Raw genomic sequence first — 20,817 nt, 5'->3', positions numbered from 1 at the left:
TCATGGAGACACTGCTCGCCGAGTTGCCCGGCTGGGCCTTCGTGGTGGTGCTGCTGTCCAGTCGCATCGGCGCGGCCTGCATCGTGCTGCCGGGTCTGGGCGAAGCCGAATTGCCGGTCATGGTGCGCAGTGGTTTCGCCTTCGCGCTGACCCTGTTGCTGGTTCCCGTGCTGGCCCCCCTGGTGCCGGCGGCGCCGGAGATGCCGTGGCGTGTGGCGGCGATGGTGGTGGCCGAGATCATGACCGGGCTGTGGCTCGGTTGGCTGGCGCGGCTGGTGGTGCAGGCCCTGCCGGTGGCCGGGCAGTTCGCCGCCAGCATGATCGGGCTGGCGAACGTGCTGCAGCCGGATCCGTCGCTCGGTCCGCAATCCACCGCCCTGGCACGGCTGTTTTCCCTGGCGGCGCCGGTGCTGGTGCTCGCATCCGGGCTGTATGCGCTGCCGCTCTCGGCGCTGGCGGGCAGTTATCGTCTGGTGGCGCCGGGGGCACTGCTGCCGGTGGCGGATTCGGCGCAGGACGTGGTCCGCGCGGTGGGCGAGGCCTTTGCCTTGTCGCTGCGGCTGGCGGCCCCGTTCGTGGCGGCGGGGTTGGTGTGGCAGGCGGCGCTCGGCCTGCTGGCGCGGCTGGTGCCGAACCTGCAGGTCTTCATGGCCGCCCTGCCGGGACAGATCCTGGCCGGCCTGTTGCTGCTGGCGTTGCTGACCGGTCCCATGCTGGCAGCCTGGGACGACCAGATCCGGCCGATGCTCGCGCTGCTGCCGGGGTTGTGAGCGGTGGCCGGCAACGCTGGCGAGGCCGAGGACCGGACCGAGGCAGCAACACCGCGACGGCTGCAGCAGGCCCGCGAGCAAGGCCAGGTGCCGCTGTCACGCGAGTTGCCCACCCTTGCCGTGCTGGCGGCCTGCGCGCTGGTGATGGGCATGATCGCGCCGGGGGCCGCCCGGGCGATGGGCGGACGGTTGGCGGTCCTGCTGGAACGGGCGCACGAGATCGAGCTTGGCGCCGCCCTATGCAGTGCGGGGCTGGCCGCGCTGGCCGGGGGAGCGCCCTTCGCGCTGGCGGCGTTGCTGGCGGGGAGTGCCGCGGTCCTGCTGCAGACCGGCTTTCTGTTTCATCTCCAGGCCCTGAAGGTCGATCTGAAACGGCTCGATCCCGTGGCGGGGCTGCGCCGCATAGTCGGCCCGGGCACGCTGGTGGAAGCCGGCAAGGCGGTGGTGAAGGCGCTGGTGGCGGCGGGGGTGCTGTGGATGGTGCTGTCCGACGCGCTGCCCGCGCTGCGGATGGCGTCGTTCTGGACGGCGCCGGAATTGCTCGACCGGATCGTACGGCTGCTGCTGCAGGCGGTGCTGGCCACGATCGCGGTGCAGGCGGCGGTGGCGGGACTGGACGTGCTGCGGGTGCGGCTGAAGCACGCGCGCGACCTGCGCATGAGCCGCGAAGATCTGAAGCAGGAGATGCGGGAGTCCGAAGGCGATCCGCATCTGAAGGCGCGGTTGAAGCAGATACGCCTGCAACGGGCGCGGCGCCGGATGATGGCGGCGGTCCCGAAGGCGACCGTGGTCGTGACGAATCCAACTCATTACGCTATCGCTTTAAGCTACGACCGTGCCGCCAGCGGCGCCCCCCGCGTGGTGGCCAAGGGAGTGGACGCCGTGGCTGCCCGGATCCGTACGATCGCCGAGGAGAACAAGGTGCCGCTGGTTGCCAATCCGCCGCTTGCCCGGGCCCTCTACAAGGTCGAGCTGGATACCGAGATTCCAGCGGAACATTTCAAGGCGGTCGCGGAAATCATCGCCTATGTCTGGCGGCTGCGTGGGATGGCGCGGGGGCGGAGGCGGTGACCGCCCCGTCTGTCCTGGCGTCTGTCCCGGCGGCGGCGCCAGCGGAGGGCACGCCGGCCGCGATGGCGCACCAGGAACGGTTGGTGCTGATCGGTCGTTGTGCTGCTGGCATTGCGCATGATGTGGGCAACCTGCTGGCGACCATCCAGGCGGGCATCGCGGCGCTGGCCGAGCGGCCTGAACTGGATGCCGCGGCACGGGCGGACATCGCGGAGATCGGGGCGGTGGCCCGGCGCGGCAGTGGCCTGGTGCGCCACCTGCTCGCGTGTGGGCGCATGCTGCCGTCCGAGCCGCGACGGATCGAGTTGCGTGAAGCCGTGGCCGATCTTGCCTCATTGCTGCGGCATGTGATGGGGCCTGGGATTCGCCTGGAAGTTGATGCGGGCGACAGTGATCTGCCGGTGCGGATCGACCCGACCCGGTTCGACCAGGTCCTTGTTAACCTGGCGGCCAATGCACGCACGGCGATGCCGGATGGCGGGAGCTTTCGGGTGCGCTGTCGCCAGGAAAATACCACCGGGGCGGCGGTCGCGGTCATCGAGGTCCAGGACACCGGCATCGGCATTGCCCCTGAGATCCTGCCCCGGATCTTCGAGCCGTTCTTCACCACGTCGCGGGATCGCGGCACCGGGCTTGGCCTGGCCACGGTGCAGGAGGTGGTGCGGGAAGCGGGGGGCAGCATCGCCGTCGAAAGCCGGCTCGGCTTTGGCACCTGCATGCGCCTGTGCCTGCCGCTCTGCGCGGCCCCCGCGGGCGGTGGCGGCACGATCCTGCTGGTCGAGGATGAAGCGCTGCTGCGCCGGTTGATGGAGGGCGCGCTGAAAACTGCGGGCTGGACCGTGCTGGCGGCCGATTCGGCGGAGACGGCGTTGCCCCTGGCCGACGCCCATCCCGGCCTGGCTGCCGTGGTGACGGATCTGGAGCTTCCCGGCCAGGATGGCGGCTCGCTGGTGCTGGCGATCCGGGAACGGCTCGCCCGGCCGGACCTGCCGGCCCTGATCGCGTCCGGCTATGCCGATGCCGCGATGGGTGGTCTGGCGTTGCCGCAGGCGACAGCCTATCTATCCAAGCCGTATACAGTACCCGAATTGCTGGAAACGCTGCGGCGACTCGTGCGCCCTCCGGAGGAGCCGGCCGGAGACAGCCGCGGGGACCGCCAGATGGCCCGGAAACCGGCCCGTGCCGGCCATCCATGACGGGTGGCGGCCATGCCGCGACCGGGAGAAGGGAGCCCGGAGGGGAGGTGCCATAGCGGAAGTGATGGCCTGGATCCCGTTTTGTTCTTGAAGCCCGGACGCTCTGAACATATAAAGAACAAATCCTTAATCAGAGCCCTGTCAGCCGTTGCGGCCCCGTTCACGCTTATGAGAGACTGGCCAGCGAGGGTCGTGGTCTGCCGACCGCCGCAAGCCCGGGAGAGAGTTTGATGGAAAAGAACAAGGCGCTCGACGCCGCGATGGCCCAGATCGAACGCGCCTTTGGCAAGGGCTCGATCATGCGCATGGGCGCCCGTCCGGGCGATGAGCAGATCGAGGTGATCCCCTCGGGCTCGCTCGGTCTGGATCTCGCGCTTGGCATCGGCGGCCTGCCGCGGGGTCGCATCATCGAGATCTACGGCCCGGAAAGCTCGGGCAAGACGACGCTGGCCTTGCACGCGATCGCCGAGGCGCAGAAGCGCGGCGGCACCTGTGCCTTCATCGACGCCGAGCACGCGCTCGACCCCGTCTATGCCCGCAAGCTCGGGGTGGATGTGGACAACCTGCTGATCAGCCAGCCGGATGCCGGGGAGCAGGCGCTCGAGATCGCCGACACCCTGGTGCGCTCCGGGGCGGTGGACGTGCTGGTGGTCGACAGCGTTGCCGCGCTGGTGCCGCGCGCCGAGCTGGAAGGCGAGATGGGCGACAGCCATGTCGGCCTGCACGCCCGGCTGATGAGCCAGGCCCTGCGCAAGATCACCGGCAGCGTCAGCCGCAGCAATTGCATGCTGATTTTCCTCAACCAGATCCGGTTGAAGATCGGCGTCATGTTCGGCAACCCGGAGACCACGACCGGCGGTAACGCCCTGAAATTCTACGCCTCGGTGCGGATGGAGATCCGCCGCATCGGCCAGATCAAGGACCGTGACCAGATCGTGGGCAACCAGACCCGCGTGAAGGTGGTGAAGAACAAGCTGGCGCCGCCGTTCCGGCAGGTCGAGTTCGACATCATGTATGGCGAAGGCATCAGCAAGGTGGGTGAGCTGATCGACCTCGGCGTCAAGGCCGGCGTGGTGGAGAAGGCGGGTGCCTGGTTCAGCTACGACAGCCAGCGCATTGGCCAGGGTCGCGAGAATGCCAAGCAGTTCCTGCGCGATCGCAAGGAGGCCGCGGAGACGATCGAGAAGCGTATCCGAGACGCATCCGGGGTGGTGACCAATGCCATGATGACCGCGCCCGAGGAAGCTGAAGAGGAAGCCGAAGCCGCCGAATAGCCGCGCAGCGAGACTGGGGTGCAGGGGCCTTGTGGCCCCTGCCGGGTCAAGGGCGGAGCCCTTGCCTGTTTTGCTATTCTTGCGCTTTTGACGCGTCCAAAGCCGCCTGCAGCATGTAGGCGGCGGCCATGCGGTCGACCACCTCCGCCCGGCGCTTGCGTGTCATGTCGGCCTCGTCAATCAGGAACCGGTTCACCGCCGCCGAGGACAGCCGTTCGTCCCACAGCGCCGCCGGCAGCCCGGTCGCGTCAGACAGCGCATGTGCCCAGTCCCGCGCCGCCTGGGCGGCGGGTCCTTTGCTGCCGTCCATGGACAGGGGCAGGCCGACCACCAGCCCGCCGGCGCCCTCGCGGCGGGCAATCGCCAGGATTTCCGCGGCATTGGCCCCGAGTTTGCCGCGCTTGAGGCTGCCATAGGGGCTCGCCAGCATCAGCAGCGTATCCGACAGCGCGATCCCGATCGTGCGTGTGCCCGGGTCGACGCCGATCAGCCTCTGTCCGGGGGGCAGGCCCGCCCGCAGGTCCGTCATGTTGAACAGTGACATGCGCGCCGTTATGGTCCCGCGCCTTCGTCAGGACCAGGGGTAGTCATGTCGCTCGATCCCGCGACTGTTCGTCGCATTGCCAAGCTCGCCCGCATCCGGGTGGACGAAGCGCAACTGGGGCCGCTGCAGGCCGAATTGAACGGCATTCTCGGCTGGATCGAGCAGCTCAATGAGATCAACGTCGACGGCGTGGAGCCGCTGGCAGGGGCGGCGCAGATGACCCTGAAGATGCGCGAGGACGTGGTGACGGATGGTGGCATCCGCGAACAGGTGCTGGCCAACGCGCCGGACCGGGCGGGTGACTTCTTTGCCGTGCCGAAGGTGGTGGAGTGATGGTGTTCGACCTGACGCTTGCCGGTGCGCGGGCTGCGCTGCGGGCGCGCGAGATCTCGGCTCGTGAGCTGACCGGGGCTTACCTGGGCGCCATCGAGGCGCTCAATCCGAAGCTGAACGCCTATATCACGGTGACGCCGGAGTTGGCGCTGCGCCAGGCCGAGGCGGCCGATGCGGCGCTGGCGCGGGGCGAGGGGGGGCCGCTTGCCGGCATCCCGCTGGCGATCAAGGACCTGTTCTGCACCGCGGGCGTGCGCACGACGGCGGCCAGCAACATCCTGCGCCCCTTCGTGCCGCCCTATGAGAGCACCGTCACCGCCAACCTGCTGCGCGACGGCGCGGTGTTCCTCGGCAAGGCCAATCTTGACGAGTTCGCCATGGGCTCGTCGAACATGACCTCGGCCTTCGGTCCGGTGACCAATCCCTGGACGCGGCCGGCCGACGCGGCCGCCCTGGTGCCGGGCGGATCGTCAGGTGGCTCGGCCGCCGCGGTGGCGGCGCGGATCGCGCTGGGGGCGACGGCGACCGATACCGGCGGATCGATCCGTCAGCCGGCGAGTTTCTGCGGCCTGGCCGGCATCAAGCCCACCTATGGGCGGTGCAGCCGCTGGGGGATCGTGGCCTTCGCTTCCTCGCTCGATCAGGCGGGGCCGCTGGCGCGGACGGTGGAGGATTGCGCCATCCTGCTCGGTTCCATGGCCGGGCATGACCCGAAGGATTCCACCAGCGCCGACCGGCCGGTGCCGGATTTCGCGGCGGCCTGCCGGCGCGGTGTGAAGGGTCTGCGCATCGGCGTGCCGCGCGAGTACCGCAGCGAGGGCATGCCGGCGGAGATCGAGGCGCTGTGGCAGCAGGGGCTGCAATGGCTGCGCGATGCCGGCGCCGAGACCGTGGACGTGTCCTTGCCGCACACGAAATATGGGCTGGCCACCTACTACATCGTGGCGCCGGCGGAAGCGTCCTCGAACCTTGCCCGCTATGACGGGGTGCGCTTCGGCGCGCGCGTCGATGGCGGGGACCTGATCGAGACCTACGAGAACACCCGCGCCGCCGGCTTCGGCGCCGAGGTGCGGCGGCGCGTGCTGATCGGCACCTATGTGCTGAGCGCCGGTTATTACGATGCCTATTACCTGAAGGCACAGAAAGTCCGTGCGCTGATCCTGAAGGATTTCACCGATGTGTTCCGGCAGGTGGATGCGCTGGTGACGCCGACCGCACCCTCGGCGGCCTTCGCCCAGGGCGAACGGATGGACGATCCGGTGAAGATGTACCTCAACGACGTGTTCACCGTGCCCGCCAACATGTCCGGCATTCCCGGGCTGTCGGTGCCGGCGGGGCTGGATGCCGATGGGCTGCCGCTCGGCCTGCAGGTGCTGGGGCGGCCCTTCGACGAGGAAACCGTGTTCGCGGTCGGCGCGGCGATCGAGCAGGCGGCCGGCGTCACCGCGCTGCCCTCGCTGCGGGCGGGAGCGTAAGGCGATGAGCTACGTGATCGAGGGCAACACCGGCCCGTGGGAAGTGGTGATCGGCCTGGAGGTGCACGCCCAGGCGATCACCCGCGCCAAGCTGTTCAGCGGGGCGGCGACCGATTTCGGCGCCGAGCCGAACACGCAGGTGAGCTTCATCGATGCCGCCTTCCCCGGCATGCTGCCGGTGATCAACCGCGAGGCCGTGGCGCAGGCGGTGCGCACCGGGCTCGGGCTGAACGCGCGCATCAACCTGATCAGCCGTTTCGACCGGAAGAATTATTTCTATCCCGACCTGCCGCCGGGCTACCAGATCAGCCAGTACGAACACCCGATCGTCGGCGCCGGCACCATCACCATTGAACTGGCCGATGGATCGACCCGCGCGATCGGGGTGACGCGGCTGCATCTGGAACAGGATGCCGGCAAGAGCCTGCACGACCAGCATCCCTATAAGACCTATATTGACCTCAACCGCGCCGGGGTGCCGCTGATGGAGATCGTCAGCGAACCCGACATGCGCTCGCCCGAGGAAGCCGGAGCCTATCTGCGCAAGCTGCGCACCATCCTGCGCTATCTCGGCACCTGCGACGGCAACATGGAGGAAGGCTCCATGCGCGCCGACGTGAACGTCAGCGTGCGCCGGCCCGGCGAGCCGTACCGGACGCGCTGCGAGGTGAAGAACGTCAACTCCGTGCGCTTCGTCATGCAGGCGATCGAGGCCGAGGCGAAGCGGCAGATCGTGGTCTGGGAGGAAGGCGGCACCGTCCTGCAGGAGACGCGGCTGTTCGATCCCGCCCGCGGCATGACGCGGTCCATGCGCTCCAAGGAAGACGCGCATGACTACCGCTATTTCCCCGATCCCGACCTGCTGCCGCTGGTGCTGGACGAGGCCTGGGTGGAGGAATTGCGGCGCGGCCTGCCGGAACTGCCGGACGAGAAGCGCGCGCGCTTCATCCAGGAGTACGGCCTGTCGGACTATGACGCCGGCGTGCTGGTGGCCGAGCAGGCGACCGCTGCTTTCTTCGAGGAGGTCGCGCGCGGGCGCGACGCCAAGGCAGCGGCCAACTGGGTGATGGGCGATTTCTTCGCCATGCTGAACCGCACCGGCCGCAGCATCGAGGATCCGCCGGTGAGCGCCGCGGCACTGGGCAAGCTGCTCGACCTGATCGCCGACAGCACGATCAATGGCCGCATCGCCAAGGACGTGTTCGAGGCGATGGTGGAAACCGGTGAGGCTCCGGACGCGATCGTCGATCAGCGGGGCCTGCGGCAGGTGACCGATACCGGGGCGATCGACGCGGCGGTGGCGAAGGTGCTGGGGGCCAATGCCGACAAAGTCGCCGAGTTCAGGGGCGGCAAGGAGAAGCTGTTCGGCTTCTTCGTCGGGCAGGTGATGAAGGAGATGAAGGGGAAGGGGAACCCGGCGCTGGTGAACGAAGTGCTCAAGCGCGCGCTCGCCTGATTTCCGGGGCGCTGCCCCGGCCCCGGCAGGAGGCTTTGCCTCCTGCACCTCCACCAAGGGCCAAAGGCCCTTGGATCCCCTTTTTTAACCAACGGGCTCCAGGGCAGCGTCCTGGCCTTCGCGCAGGTGCTGCACCCGCAGTGGCACCGGCGGATGCGAGTAGTGCACCAGCGTGTAGAGCGGGTCCGGCGTCAGCGTCGATGCGTTGTCACGCGACAGCTTGAGCAGGGCAGAGATCATCGGTGCTGCCCCTGCATGCTTTCGGGCGTAATCGTCCGCCTGGAACTCGTTGCGGCGCGACAGCCAGTTGCCGGCCAGCGTCAGCGGCGGCCCGACCAGCGAGGCGAGGAAGAAGCAGACCACCAGGGCCAGGGCGTCGTCACGCCAGGGAATGCCGAAAGAAGGCAACAGCCAGTCCTGCTTGCACAGCCAGCCGAACGCCGCCAGCCCGGCAAAGGTGATGACGGCGCTGCGCAACAGACCGAACAGCACATGGTGGTGGTGGAAATGACCAAGCTCGTGCGCCACGATCGCCTCCACCTCGGCATCGGTGCTGCGGTCGAGCAGGGTGTCGAACAGCACGATGCGCTTGGTGCGGCCGAAGCCGATGAAATAGGCGTTGCCGTGGCTGGAACGGCGTGACGCGTCCATGGTGAACAGGCCGGAGGCGCGGAAGCCGCAGCGTGCCAGCAGGTTCTCGATGCGCGCGCGCAGCGATGGGTTCTCCAGCGGCGCGAAGCGGTTGAACAGCGGTGCGATCAGCCGGACATAGACGGTGGGGGCGGCGACCATCACCCCCAGCAGGCCGAGCCAGGTCCACAGCCACCACAGGCCGGAAAAGCTGCGCATGACCCAAAGGCAGGCGAACAGCAGCGGCACCTGGATCACCAGCGCGATCACCCAGCCCTTGAACCGGTCGGCGATGAAGGTCCGCAGCGTCGTTCGGTTGAAGCCAAATCGATGTTCAATCGCGAAGGTTTCATAAAGCGTCAGCGGCAGGTGCAGCAGCGCGCCGATCGCCGCCATCGCCACCACGAAGGCCACGCCACGCCCCAGCGAGGCCGGCATCCAGGCTGCGAGGGCACCGTAAAGCAGGCTGATCCCGCCCAGCACCCAGCCCAGCGTCACGCCCAGATCGACCAGCGTGCCGATGCCGGCCAGGCGTTCGCGCGCGACCGTGTAGTCGGCGGCCTTGCGGTGGTCCTCCAGGGGCACGCTGTCGGCGAAGTCGGCGGGAACCCTGTCGCGGTGCTGCCGCACATGGGCGATCTGCCGGGCGGACAGCCACACCGAAACGCCGGTCCAGGCGATCGTGCCGATGATGAAGGCGATGAGCAGAACGGGCACGCGGACGCTCTCCATGCTGGTCGGGGGAAGGGGAAACCAGCAGCAAGGCGCGCCGGCATGACCCTGTCAATGGTGGCGGCCGGCGTGTCCCGGGGGATCAGACGGTCTCGTACCAGGAACGCCCGTCCCGCTCGATCAGGCCGATCGCGGCGACCGGCCCCCAACTGCCGGCGGCGTAGCGCTGCGGGCGCGGCATGTGGGTCCGCCAACCGTCCAGGATGGGCTCGATCCAGTGCCAGGATGCCTCGACCTCGTCGCGGCGCATGAACAGCGTGGCGTCGCCGCGGATCACGTCGGTGATCAGGCGTTCATAGGCTTCGGGAATGCGCGCGCCGCTGGTGTCGCGGAAGCTCAGTTGCAGGCTGGCTGGGATCAGCGCCAGCCGGCCGCTGCCCGGCGCCTTCATGGTGGTGAGCTGCGAGATGCCTTCGTCCGGCTGCAGGCGGATGACCAGCTGGTTCGGGCCGATCGGGCCGGCATCGGCGGGGAAGATGCAGTGGCGGACCTGGCGGAAGGTGATGATGATCTCGGAAGACTGGCTGGGCAGGCGCTTGCCGGTGCGCAGGTAGAAGGGCACGCCCGACCAGCGCCAGTTGTCGATCTCCGCCTTGATCGCGACGAAGGTTTCGGTGTCGCTGGTGGATGCACCGATGTCGGAGAGATAGTCTGGGACGGGTGCGCCATCGATGGCACCGGCGACGTACTGGGCCCGGACCGTCGTCGTGCGCACGCGCTCGCCGGTGATCGGGCGCACCGCTTTCAGCACCTTCAGCTTCTCGTCACGCACGGAGTCCTTGTCGAAGGCGCTGGGCGGCTCCATGGCGACCAGGCACAGCAACTGCACCAGGTGGTTCTGCACCATGTCGCGCAAGGCGCCGGCGCGATCGTAATAGGCGCCCCGGCCTTCCACGCCCAGGCTCTCGGAGCAGGTGATCTGCACATGGTCGATGTCGGCGGCGGACCAGGGACGCTCGAACAGCGGATTGGCGAAGCGCAGCACCATCAGGTTCTGCACCGTCTCCTTCCCGAGGTAATGGTCGATCCGGTAGATCTGCGCCTCGGTGAAGACGCTGCCCACGGCATCGTTGATCACGCGCGACGAGTCGAGGTCGTGGCCGATCGGCTTTTCCAGTACGACGCGGGAGTGGGGCGATACCAGCCCCGCCGCCGCGAGGTTGGTGCAGATCGGCGCGAACAGTGCCGGCGCGGTCGCCAGGTAGAACACCCGTACCGTCTGCGGATCGGTCAGCAATTCGGCCAGATGCGTGAAGCCCTGCGGATCGCGGGCATCCACGGGCACGTAGCACAGGCGGGCACGGAAGCGTTCGAGCGCGCTGTCGCCGGGGTTCTTCAGGCCGGAGAGCACGCGATCGGCGAATTCCTCGGTGCTGAGCGGCTGCTGGCCCGTGCAGATGATGCGGCCGCGCGATGGCAGCACCTGCTCGGCTTCCCGCTGCAACAGGGCGGGCAGCAATTTGCGGGCGGCAAGATCGCCGGTGGCACCGAACAGCACGAAATCGAAGTCCGGCACCGGGGTTCGTCGCCGGGGCAGGCCGAAAGGGGCCGTCGGCGCAAGCACCGCGGCGCCGCTGTGTGAGGTCATCGGGGCAGGTCTCCATCGGGGAGGATGCGGCCCGGATTCCGGCCGCATCGGGGGCCAGGGTCAGCTCATCCGAAGATCGCCGCGCCGGCATCGGCCCGGCCGACACTGGCGCGGAAGGCGCTGAACAGTTCGCGGCCGATGCCAACATGGGACGCGGCCAGATCCGCCTGCACCGGCTCGCGCGCCTGCCACTCGGCGGCATCGACCAGGGCTTGCAGATGGCCTTGCACCGCGTCGACGCGAATGATGTCGCCATCACGGATCCTGGCGATCCAGCCACCATCGGCGGCTTCGGGTGTTACATGAATTGCGGAGGGCACCTTGCCTGAGGCACCGGACAGTCGCCCGTCGGTGACCAGCGCCACGCGCTGTCCGCGATCCTGCAGCACGCCGAGCGGCGGCATCAGCTTGTGCAGCTCCGGCATGCCGTTCGCCTTCGGTCCCTGGAAGCGCACCACCGCGATGAAATCACCGGTGAGCTGTCCGGCCTTGAATGCGGCCTGTAGCGCTTCCTGGCTGTGGAACACACGGGCCGGGGCCTCGATGACATGGCGTTCGGCGGCGACGGCCGAGGTCTTGATGACGGCACGGCCGATATTGCCGTCCAGCACCCGCAGCCCGCCGGTGGCCTGGAACGGTTCGGCGACGCCGCGCAGGATGGCGGGATCGCCGCTGCGCGCGGGGCCGTCGCGCCAGATCACGCGGCCGTCCTCGGCAAGACCGGGTTCGGTGAGATAGCCGCGCAGGCCGTGACCGTGGATGGTGCGCACATCTTCATGCAGCAGGCCCGCTTCCAGCAGTTCGCGGATCAGCAGGCCCATCCCGCCGGCGGCATGGAAATGGTTCACGTCGGCGCGGCCGTTCGGATAGATGCGGGCGAGCAGGGGGGTGATCTCGGCGAGGGCGGCGAAATCGTCCCAGGTCAGCCGGATGCCGGCTACCGCGGCCATCGCGACCAGGTGGATCGTGTGGTTGGTGGAGCCGCCGGTTGCGTGCAGGCCGACGATTCCGTTCACGAACGCCCGTTCGTCGAGCACGCGCCCGATCGGGGTGTAGTCGTTGCCGAGCGCCGTGATTTCCAGCGCGCGCCGGGTCGCTTCCCGCGTCACCGCGTCGCGCAACGGCGTGTTGGGATTGATGAAGGAGACGCCGGGCAGATGCAGCCCCATGATCTCCATCAGCATCTGGTTGGTGTTGGCGGTGCCGTAGAAGGTGCAGGTCCCCGGGCCGTGATAGGCCTTTGCTTCCGCTTCCAGCAGCGCCTCGCGGCCGACCTTGCCCTCGGCGTGGAGCTGACGGATCTTCGCCTTGTCCTCGTTCGGCAGGCCGGAGGTCATAGGGCCGGCGGGGATGAACACGGCCGGCAGATGGCCGAAGGACAGCGCCCCCATCACCAGCCCGGGCACGATCTTGTCGCAGATGCCCAGGTAGACCGCCGCATCGAAGGTTTGGTGCGACAGCGCGACCGCGGTGCCAAGCGCAATGACGTCGCGCGAGAACAGCGACAGTTCCATGCCGGTCTCGCCCTGCGTGACCCCGTCGCACATGGCAGGCACGCCACCGGCCACCTGGGCGGTGCCTCCGGCGGCACGGGCGGCCTCGCGGATCAGTTCGGGGAAGCGTTCATAAGGTTGGTGCGCCGACAGCATGTCATTGTAGGCGGTGACGATGCCGATATTCGGTGCGCGGCCGCCATGCAGCAGCGCCTTGTCGGCGGGGGCACAGCCGGCGAAGGCATGGGCCTGATTGGCACAGCCCAGGCCCTTGCGCGGCATTTTCGCCGCTGCCTCGCCGGCGGCATCGATGCGATCGAGATAACGCGACCGCTCGTCATGGCTGCGGCGCGTGATGCGCTCGGTGATTTCGCCGATGCGGGCCTGGATGGTCATGCGGAAATTCTCTCCTCTGCTGCGGCGGATCGTCGGCCATGGCGCTCAGGCGGAGATGGGGTGCCCGTGCGCGGTGAGGAAGGCATGCACGGCTGGCCGGTCCGGCAGGGACGGGATCGCGCCCCGCGCGGTGGTGGTGATCGCCCCCGTCGCGTTGGCGAAGCGGCAGATCCGGTCGAGAGCGGCGGGGGTCAGGGCCGCCGCGTCGTGATCGCGCACCCCGGCGAGCAGGCCGGCCATGAAGGCGTCGCCCGCGCCAGTGGCGTCCACCGCGGCGACGGGGAAGCCCGCCACCTCGCCGGCCGCATCGGGCGTGAGCCAGATGCAGCCTTGCGCGCCGCAGGTGACCGCCATCAGCACCAGCCGGTCGTGCCAGAGGGCGCGCGCCCCGGCGACCGGATCGTCGAGACCGGTCAGGAACTGGATCTCTTCCGCGCTGATCTTGACGATGTCGGCCTGTTGCAGCCCGAGACGCAGGCTGGTGCGTGCGGCCGTTTCATCCGGCCACAGCGCCAGCCGCAGATTGGGATCGTAGCTGATCCGTTTCCCGTACTGGCGGGCCAGCGCCACTGCCTGCAGCGTGGCACTGCGCGAAGGTTCGCCGATCAGGCTGATCGAGCCGAAATGCAGCAGCCGCGCACCGGCGATCGCGGCTTCGTCCACGTCGTCGGGCGCGAACATCATGTCCGCGCTCGGGTTGCGGTAGAACAGGAACTCGCGATCTCCGTCGGCACGCAGCGAGACGAAGGCGAGCGCCGTGCGCGCGGCAGCGGTGAAGCGCAGCGGCGTGATGTCCACCCCGGCCTGCGCCAGGGTATCGGCAAGGAAGTGGCCGAAGCCATCCTCGCCGACCTTGCCCATGAAGGCGCTCGGCACACCCAGCCGGGCCAGGCCGACGGCGACATTCGCGGGGGCGCCGCCGGCCGCCTTCTTGAACAGGTCCGCCGCCGCGAGATCCACGCCCGTGGTCGTTGGAACGAAATCGACCAGCAACTCGCCCATGCAGATGATTTCGGCCATGGATGCTCATTCCGGATGGATGTTGACGAAGCCGGGGCGTTGCGGCCGGGGCGACCGCTGCCTTACTGCCAGCCCTTGTACTCGCCGATATTGGATCGGTCGACGATCCTGGAGGGCATCAGCACCATCGGGTTTTCCGGTTTCTTGCCGTTGAGGATCTGGTTGCCGACCTCCACCGCGAGCCGGCCCATCGCGTTCGGGTCCTGGCTGGCCGAAGCCTGGATCGACGAGTTGCTCTTCAGCGCCGGGACGATGTCGGGTGCGCCATCGACCGAGGTGATGACGATGCCCTGGCGATTGAGCTGCTTCGTCGCGAGATTGGACCCGATCGCCTGCGGATCGTTGATGGTGAACACGCCCTGGATATCGGGGAAGCGGGTGAGATAGCCCTGCATGACGTTCAGGCCGCCCTCGCGCGAGCCCTTGCCGTCCTGGTCATCGGACAGAACTTTGATGGTGGGATATTTCGCCAGTACCGACTTGCAGCCCTTCACCCGTTCGATCACGGAGGAGACCTGTGGCCCGTTCTGGATGATGACATTGCCCTTGCCGCCAATCTTGTCGGCCAGGTACTGGCAGGCGATTTCCCCGGCCTGGGTGTTGTTGGTCTGCACCGTCGCGTCCGCCCCGGCGGCCGCCACGTCCACCGCGATCACGACGATGCCTGCGGCCTGGGCGCGCTTGATCGCCGGCGCGATCGCCCGCGGGTCGGAGGCGTTGATCAGGATCAGGTCGACCCCGGAGGCAATGAAGTTGTCGATCTGAGTGAACTGCTTGTTGAGGTCGTAATCGGCGGAAACCGCATTCACCGAGGCGGCGGGATTGATCTTCTTCGCTTCCTCGGTCGCGCCCTTGGCCAGCGAGACGAAGAACGGATTGCCGAGCGAGCCGACGGTGATGCCGATGGACTTCAGTTCCTTCGCTGAGGCCGGGCCGGCGAGGCAGATGGCCGCAAGGCCGCAGAGCAATGCCTTCCTGAACATCGGACGTCATCTCCTCTGGCCATTGGTTGCGCCATTCCGGCGGCGGGCCAGTCGCCGCCGGGGGCTTGTCGTGACAGTGCCGTGGTACGCCGGATCAGGTGCGGGCTCCGCCTTGCAGGCGGGCGCGATCCAGTCCCACCGCACCGATGATCACCAGGCCCTTGATGACGAACTGCCAGATATCCGAAACCCCGAGCAGCACCAGGCCGTTGGTCAGGGAGGCGATGATGAGGGCCCCGATCAGCGTCCCCCAGATCGAGCCGATGCCGCCGACGAAGCTGGTGCCGCCCAGGATCACCGCGGCGATGGCGTCCAGTTCGTAGGATTGGCCGAGTTGCAGCCCGTTGGCGGCGAACAGCCGTGCCGCCGCCATCACCCCGCCCAGCCCGGCGAGCAGGCCGGAGGCGGCGTAGGCGAACAGCAGCACAGACCAGACCTTGATGCCCGACAGCCGCGCTGCCGCCGGATTGCCGCCCACCGCATAGATCCGCACCCCCAGCACGGTCCGCCGCAGCAGGAACCACGAGGCCAGGATCACCAGCAGGGCGATCACCACCAGCCAGGGAATGCCGAAGCTGCCGCCGAGCGGCAGGCTGCCATTGCCGATGAAGGCGAAGGGCAGGTCCGGGTTGAACACCGTGGTGTCGCTGCCGATCAGCCGCGCCAGCCCGCGCACGGCGGTGAGCGAGCCGAGCGTCACGATGAAGGGCGGCAGGTTGCCGAAGGCGATCAGCGCGCCGTTGGCCAGGCCGAAGGCGAGCCCGGTCAGCAATCCGGCGAGGATGCCCAGCATGCCCCAGTCGGGGATCAACGAGGTCAGCAGCGCCATCATCGCCGAGATCGCCAGGATGGAGCCGACCGACAGGTCGATGCCGCCGGTCAGGATGACGAAGGTCATGCCGGCGGCGAGCACGGTGTTGATCGAGGCCTGCTGCGCCACGATGGAAAGATTCTGGGCAGTGAGGAAGCGGGAGTCGCTGAGATAGTGGAAGGCGATCCACAGGATCACCAGCACCGGTAGCATGCCGGCGGCCTGCAGCATGCTGCGGATCTGCACCTGTCGTGATGACAGCCCGGCGCCGCCAACCGGCCGTGCGGCATCGGCCTTCGCATTCGTCTGGCTCATTGGGTTCCTCCCCGGTCAGGCGGCCACGCCTGCGGCGTAGGTCATGATGTTTTCCTGGGTGATGGGATGGACGGAGGGGCCGCCGACCTCCCCCTCGATCCGTCCCTCGCGCATCACCAGCACGCGGTCGCAGATGCCGATGATCTCCGGCAGTTCGCTCGAGATCACGATCACGCCGATGTCGCGCTTCGCGAGATCGTCGATGATGCGGTAGATTTCCGACTTGGCACCGATGTCCACGCCGCGGGTCGGCTCGTCGAGGATCAGCACGGCCGGGCCGGTCTCCAGCCAGCGCGAGAGCAGCACTTTCTGCTGGTTGCCGCCGGAGAGGCTGCCGACGCTGATCTGCGGGCTCGCCGCGCGGATGCGCAGGGCGGCGAAGGCCTGTTCGGCCCGCTCGCGGGCGCGGGCGAGATCGAGGATGCCGCCGGGCCGGCTGTCCTTGCGGATCACGCCGATATTGATGTTTTCGGCACAGGACATGTCGAGGAACAGGCCGAGCTGCTTGCGGTCCTCGGTCAGGTAGGCGATGCCGGCGGCAAGCGCGTCTTCGGGCGAGCGGATCGTGACCGGCCGGCCGTTCAGCAGGATCTCGCCGCCGGTGCGGCGATCGGCGCCGTAGATCAGCCGGGCGAGCTCGGTGCGGCCGGAGCCGACCAGGCCGGCGATGCCCAGGACCTCGCCGCGATGCAGGCGCAGGCTGCAGGGTTTGACGCGCCGGCCATCGGTGAGATTGCGCACCTCCAGGACGACCGGGCCGTGGCTGCCGTGAGGATCATGCTCCTTGGTGTAGAAGGTCGAAAGCTCGCGCCCCACCATCATCCTGACCAGTGCTTCGGCGTTGATCTCCTCGCGCTCCAGCGTGCCGACATAGCCGCCGTCGCGCAGCACCGAGACACGGTCGGCCAGTTCGTAGATCTCGGCCATGCGGTGGCTGATGTAGATCAGCGCGATGCCTTCGGCGCGGAGCTGGCGCAGCAGCGTGAACAGCCGGTCGGTCTCGCGCGAGGACAGCGGCGTGGTCGGCTCGTCGAGCACCAGGATCCTCGATCGTGAATGCAGGGCCCGGGCGATCTCGACGAGCTGCCGTTCGGCGATGGAGAGCGTGCTCACCGTGGTCTGCGGCCCGAACGGGGCGCCGAGCCGCTCCAGCACCGCGCGGCAGCCCGCGTTCATCGCGCGGCGGTCGATGCGCCCGCCCGGCTTGTGCAGCTCGTCACCGAGATAGATGTTTTCGGCGACGCTGAGATTGGGGGCGAGCGCCAGTTCCTGGTAGATGATGGCGATGCCGTGGCGTTTGGCGGCGATCGGGTCGGTGATCTGCACGGGGCTGCCGTCGATCAGGATCTCGCCGCCCGGGTCGGCATGGTAGGCGCCGGACAGGATCTTCATCAGGGTCGATTTGCCGGCCCCGTTCTCGCCCATCAGGGCGAGCACCTCGCCGCTCCATGCCTTGATCTGGACGTCGTTCAGGGCCTTCACGCCCGGAAAGGTCTTGGAGATGCCGCGCATTTCCAGCGCCGGCATCTGGCTCGCACCGGTGGTCATGTCCTGTTTCCCCCTGTCGCCTGCCTGTCGGTGCGCCGTGGTCGTCGGCGCGCCCGGGGCGCGGCTTTCGTAGCCTTGACGCTATCTCATCCGCATCCGCCCCGGGGTGGCAAAACCACCGGCCTGAGCCGAGCGTGAACGGCTCAGTTGCCGAACAGGATCTGTCTGGCCGGACTGTAACTGAGGTGCAGCGGCAGGATGGCCGCGCCCAGGGCGGCGGCATTGCGTCCCACCGTGCCGGGCACGAGCACGGGCGGCTCGCGTGCCTCCGGCACCGCCTGAACCAGCAGATGTCGCAGCCGTCCGATCAGCTCGGCGACGAGGTCATCCGGGAGATCGCCGCCGATCACGATCGCCTGCAGGTCGAGCATGCAGGCCGTTGCCAGCAGCGGCTGCACCAGCGCATCGGCGCAATCGGCCAGCCAGTCTTCCACCGGGGGCGGTCGGATGGCGAGCGCCTGCTCCAGCTCCGCGCGCGAGCCGATGCGCAGGCCGCTGTGGACGAGGTGGCGGATCAGCGAACTGACCGAGGCGCGGGTGAGGAGGATGTCGGACGCCCCGGTCGGCTTCGGGGCGCTGTGCAGCCGCGAGGGCGGGACCGGCACCAGGCCGATATCGGCGGCATTGCCCGCGGCCCCCCGGCGGTACTCGCCGCCGAGCACCAGCCCGCCGCCGATGGCGGTGCCGATGAAGACGCACAGGAAATCGTCGAGCTCCCGGCCAACCCCGGTGAACAGCTCGGCAATGCCGACGGCGGTGCCGTCGTTCTCCACCATGACCGGTACGTCGAGCATCCGCTGCAATTGTCCGGCCAGGTCGAAGCCGTTCCAGGCCAGGCAGAGATCCTCGGAGAGATCCAGTTCCCGCCGCCAACTGCCGATGTTGTAGGGCATGGCCAGGCCGGCGCCCACGAGCCGTCCGCGCGCCCGCGGTGGGATCGCGGCGCGTAGCCCAGTGATCTCCTCGTGCACGAGCCGCAACGCGGTTTCAGGCGGCGGAAGTGCGTGCTCGTGACGGCGCGATTGCAGGATCCGACCGCTGAAATCGATCAGCAGCGCATCCAGCGAGCGGCGGCCGAGCTTGATGCCGATCGCATAGGCGCCCTCGGGGGCAAGGCGGAGCATGGTCGCGGGCTGGCCCCGCGCGCCGGTGCGCTTGCCAACCGTGCAGACAAGCTGCTGTTGCGCGAGCTTGCGGACGATCTGGCCGGCGGTGTTCTGCGTCAGGCCGGCCTGACGGGCGAGGTCGGCCTTGGAAGCCTCTCCCATGCGCCGCAGCGCCGCCAGGATCACACGCTCGTTGTAGTCCCTGACGACGGCGGAATTGCTGCCCTGGCCATTGGCTGAGTGGTCCACCGCCCGTTCCTTCCTCTCGGTGTCCGGCGTGGTCTCGCGGGGGATTTGTAGGCCCGGCCCGGGGCGTGGGCAATAATTAATTCGCCATGAATTAATTAATCACGCAGTTGTGGGCGCGCCGGGGAAGGGCGGGGGCGCGACGGGAACCGAAAGACCCTGCGCACCGTTCCTGAAGTAAAGGGAAATACTGGACCTGCTGGCGGCAGAAATCGCGGCTCTACGGACGGAGTGGGATTCGAACCCACGGTGGAAGGGTAACTCCCACGGCGGTTTTCAAGACCGCTGCCTTAAACCACTCGGCCATCCGTCCAGAGGTGCGGGGTATAAAGTTAATCCGCCGCGTTTGCCAACCCCGTCCCGGCCGGCGCTGCCTCTATAGCCATTTCTCCATGAAGATCAGCGGATCGCAGGTGTATCCGGCGGCGGCGTAATAGGCCCCGACCGCGGCGTTGTCGGGCTCGACCAGCAGGTTGACCTTGTCGCAGCCACGGGCCCGCAGCCGGTCCTCGACCAAGGCCACCATCCGTCGCCCGAGTGCCTCGCCGCGCCGGTCCGGATGCACCGCCAGCCGGTTGATCCAGCCACGTCGTCCGTCCCAGCACCCCATCACGGTGGCAATCAGCATGCCCTCCGCCTCGGCCACCAGGAACAGGCCGGGGTTGTGGCGTGCCACCACGGCGAGACGCTCCGGCGTGTCGGACGCGCTGGGGTGCAGGCCGCACAGCGTCCACAGCGCGGTGGCGGCGGCGAAATCGGCGGGAGTGTAGTCGCGGATGTCCATGAAACCGGCTCGATAGTTACGATATACGAGCGTATCGCCCCCAGCGGGCTGCGTCAGCAGGCTTCGCGCTTTCTCAACCAGAGCCAGGAATTTCCAGAAATTATCAACCATAGGTTGCATTTCGCCCCGGTTCGAGCGAAGACTGGAATTACTTGCTCAGGTTTTGGATCACGCACAACAACGGTGGCGACATGGCATATGACTCTCCAACTGAACTGCTTCGGCGCGTCGAGATACTGAAGGCCCGGGCAAACGCCACCAGGTTCCTGGTCAGGGACGGTACGCTCACGCCCGGGGATGGCGTGGGCCGGCTCGCTGTCCTGCTGTGGGAAGCGACCTATGTTCTGCAGGCCGCCGCCCAGGATCATCTGGAATAGCCGGAGAACCAGCAGAACTTTCCATTGCGGTGCCATGCCCGAATAGTTGCGACTGTGTTCTCATCGGGTCGCCACCGACATCGGGACAGGAGAGAATGCGGGTCTGGCGCGCCGTTCTGGTGGCTTCGATCATGTGGGTGGCCGGAAGCGGCACCGGATTTTCCGCCGAGTTCCGTCAGGTGGACCTGCCCCATGGGGGCGGACACGGCATCCTGCTGTCCGGGGTGATCGCCGCGGGCGACGAGGCCACGTTCCACGCCATGGCGACGACGCTGCGCCAGGCGGTCGTGATCACCACCGGTCCCGGCGGCAGCGTTGGCCCGGCCCTCGCGATCGGGACCGAGACGCGCGCGCGGGGATGGTCGACCCTGGTGCCGGAGGGGGCCTCCTGCGCGTCGGCCTGCGCGATGGTCTGGCTGGCGGGCGAGACGCGCATGCTGGCCACCGGCGCGCGGATCGGGCTGCATGCGCTGTCGATGATCCGCGACGGCAGGCGCACGGAAACGCATGACGGTGACGCCCATCTTCGCCGGTGGCTGACGGGGCTGGGCTATCCGCTCGATGTCACGGCGACGATCGTGAACACCCAGGCGGCCTTCATCCGGTGGTACGATGCCGTCGAACTGCGCGCGAACGGCATTCCAACCGGGCCGTATCCGTAGCCGCCCG

General features: G+C 68.2%; 19 protein-coding genes and 1 tRNA gene. 9 read left to right on the top strand and 11 right to left on the bottom strand.

Features of this window, described 5'->3' with window-relative positions; genetic code table 11:
- Positions 1–2: 2 nt before the first annotated feature.
- The 4 genes from NBY65_RS02740 to recA all read left to right on the top strand — a co-directional run bounded on the left by NBY65_RS02740 (position 3) and on the right by recA (position 4,311).
- Positions 3–770, top strand: a complete 768-nt coding sequence (locus NBY65_RS02740) for a flagellar biosynthetic protein FliR (protein ID WP_150041850.1) — start codon at positions 3–5, stop codon at positions 768–770.
- A 3-nt stretch (positions 771–773) separates the two neighbouring features.
- Positions 774–1,841, top strand: a complete 1,068-nt coding sequence (locus tag NBY65_RS02735; RefSeq protein WP_150041849.1) for an EscU/YscU/HrcU family type III secretion system export apparatus switch protein — start codon at positions 774–776, stop codon at positions 1,839–1,841.
- Complete coding sequence (locus tag NBY65_RS02730; RefSeq protein ID WP_150041848.1) at positions 1,838–3,037, top strand: hybrid sensor histidine kinase/response regulator; 1,200 nt, start codon at positions 1,838–1,840, stop codon at positions 3,035–3,037. Before NBY65_RS02735 ends, NBY65_RS02730 begins: the two co-directional genes overlap by 4 nt.
- Before the next feature lie 230 nt (positions 3,038–3,267).
- A complete protein-coding gene (gene recA / locus NBY65_RS02725; RefSeq protein ID WP_150041847.1) occupies positions 3,268–4,311 on the top strand; it encodes a recombinase RecA in 1,044 nt (347 codons plus the stop codon).
- A 73-nt stretch (positions 4,312–4,384) separates the two neighbouring features.
- Here recA and ruvX read toward each other — a convergent pair whose 3' ends face one another.
- Positions 4,385–4,855, bottom strand: coding sequence for a Holliday junction resolvase RuvX (gene ruvX / locus NBY65_RS02720; RefSeq protein ID WP_150041846.1), 471 nt, complete (start codon positions 4,853–4,855; stop codon positions 4,385–4,387).
- Positions 4,856–4,900: 45 nt separating this feature from the next.
- Here ruvX and gatC point away from each other — a divergent pair, with 45 nt between their 5' ends.
- The 3 genes from gatC to gatB are packed head-to-tail and all read left to right on the top strand — an operon-like array spanning position 4,901 to position 8,119.
- Positions 4,901–5,188 carry an Asp-tRNA(Asn)/Glu-tRNA(Gln) amidotransferase subunit GatC gene (gatC, locus tag NBY65_RS02715; RefSeq protein ID WP_150041845.1) on the top strand — a complete coding sequence of 96 codons (288 nt, stop codon included), beginning with the start codon at positions 4,901–4,903 and terminating at the stop codon, positions 5,186–5,188.
- Positions 5,188–6,663, top strand: coding sequence for an Asp-tRNA(Asn)/Glu-tRNA(Gln) amidotransferase subunit GatA (gene gatA, locus NBY65_RS02710; protein WP_408895380.1), 1,476 nt, complete (start codon positions 5,188–5,190; stop codon positions 6,661–6,663). The genes gatC and gatA overlap by 1 nt, the downstream gene beginning before the upstream one ends.
- 4 nt (positions 6,664–6,667) lie before the next feature.
- On the top strand, positions 6,668–8,119 hold the full coding sequence (gatB, locus tag NBY65_RS02705) for an Asp-tRNA(Asn)/Glu-tRNA(Gln) amidotransferase subunit GatB (RefSeq protein WP_150041843.1): 1,452 nt from the start codon (positions 6,668–6,670) through the stop codon (positions 8,117–8,119).
- Between the two features lie 84 nt (positions 8,120–8,203).
- On the opposite strand, the gene NBY65_RS02700 is transcribed toward gatB, so the two are convergent.
- From NBY65_RS02700 to NBY65_RS02655, 10 genes are all read right to left on the bottom strand, one after another.
- Positions 8,204–9,466 carry a M48 family metallopeptidase gene (locus tag NBY65_RS02700; protein WP_162530633.1) on the bottom strand — a complete coding sequence of 421 codons (1,263 nt, stop codon included), beginning with the start codon at positions 9,464–9,466 and terminating at the stop codon, positions 8,204–8,206.
- Between the two features lie 97 nt (positions 9,467–9,563).
- Complete coding sequence (gene zwf / locus NBY65_RS02695; RefSeq protein ID WP_150041841.1) at positions 9,564–11,069, bottom strand: glucose-6-phosphate dehydrogenase; 1,506 nt, start codon at positions 11,067–11,069, stop codon at positions 9,564–9,566.
- Between the two features lie 65 nt (positions 11,070–11,134).
- Complete coding sequence (gene edd / locus NBY65_RS02690; RefSeq protein WP_150041840.1) at positions 11,135–12,958, bottom strand: phosphogluconate dehydratase; 1,824 nt, start codon at positions 12,956–12,958, stop codon at positions 11,135–11,137.
- A gap of 45 nt (positions 12,959–13,003) precedes the next feature.
- Positions 13,004–13,978 carry a PfkB family carbohydrate kinase gene (locus NBY65_RS02685; protein ID WP_150041839.1) on the bottom strand — a complete coding sequence of 325 codons (975 nt, stop codon included), beginning with the start codon at positions 13,976–13,978 and terminating at the stop codon, positions 13,004–13,006.
- Between the two features lie 62 nt (positions 13,979–14,040).
- Positions 14,041–14,961, bottom strand: coding sequence for an ABC transporter substrate-binding protein (locus tag NBY65_RS02680; RefSeq protein ID WP_150041838.1), 921 nt, complete (start codon positions 14,959–14,961; stop codon positions 14,041–14,043).
- A 94-nt stretch (positions 14,962–15,055) separates the two neighbouring features.
- Positions 15,056–16,087 (bottom strand): ABC transporter permease subunit, encoded by a 1,032-nt coding sequence (locus NBY65_RS02675; protein ID WP_150041837.1) that lies wholly within the window; start codon positions 16,085–16,087, stop codon positions 15,056–15,058.
- A 15-nt stretch (positions 16,088–16,102) separates the two neighbouring features.
- Positions 16,103–17,635 carry a sugar ABC transporter ATP-binding protein gene (locus NBY65_RS02670; RefSeq protein WP_239002852.1) on the bottom strand — a complete coding sequence of 511 codons (1,533 nt, stop codon included), beginning with the start codon at positions 17,633–17,635 and terminating at the stop codon, positions 16,103–16,105.
- A 143-nt stretch (positions 17,636–17,778) separates the two neighbouring features.
- Entirely contained in the window at positions 17,779–18,990 is a 1,212-nt protein-coding gene (locus NBY65_RS02665; protein WP_203330537.1) for an ROK family transcriptional regulator, read from the bottom strand.
- A 220-nt stretch (positions 18,991–19,210) separates the two neighbouring features.
- Positions 19,211–19,300 (bottom strand) — tRNA-Ser (locus NBY65_RS02660).
- A gap of 63 nt (positions 19,301–19,363) precedes the next feature.
- The gene (locus NBY65_RS02655) at positions 19,364–19,771 is read right to left on the bottom strand and encodes a GNAT family N-acetyltransferase (RefSeq protein WP_150041836.1); all 408 of its coding nucleotides are present in this window, start codon (positions 19,769–19,771) and stop codon (positions 19,364–19,366) included.
- Positions 19,772–19,962: 191 nt separating this feature from the next.
- On the opposite strand from NBY65_RS02655, the gene NBY65_RS02650 reads away from it, so the two are divergent.
- Positions 19,963–20,148: a hypothetical protein gene (locus NBY65_RS02650; RefSeq protein ID WP_150041835.1), complete on the top strand. Its 186-nt coding sequence runs from the start codon at positions 19,963–19,965 to the stop codon at positions 20,146–20,148.
- Between the two features lie 95 nt (positions 20,149–20,243).
- The gene (locus NBY65_RS02645) at positions 20,244–20,810 is read left to right on the top strand and encodes a hypothetical protein (RefSeq protein ID WP_150041834.1); all 567 of its coding nucleotides are present in this window, start codon (positions 20,244–20,246) and stop codon (positions 20,808–20,810) included.
- The last annotated feature ends 7 nt before the right edge of the window (positions 20,811–20,817 follow it).

The sequence above is a fragment of the Rhodovastum atsumiense genome (genome assembly GCF_937425535.1).
Lineage (GTDB): Bacteria > Pseudomonadota > Alphaproteobacteria > Acetobacterales > Acetobacteraceae > Rhodovastum > Rhodovastum atsumiense.
Note: the sequence above shows the minus strand (reverse complement) of the source record. Positions and strands in the feature narration are given on the sequence as shown.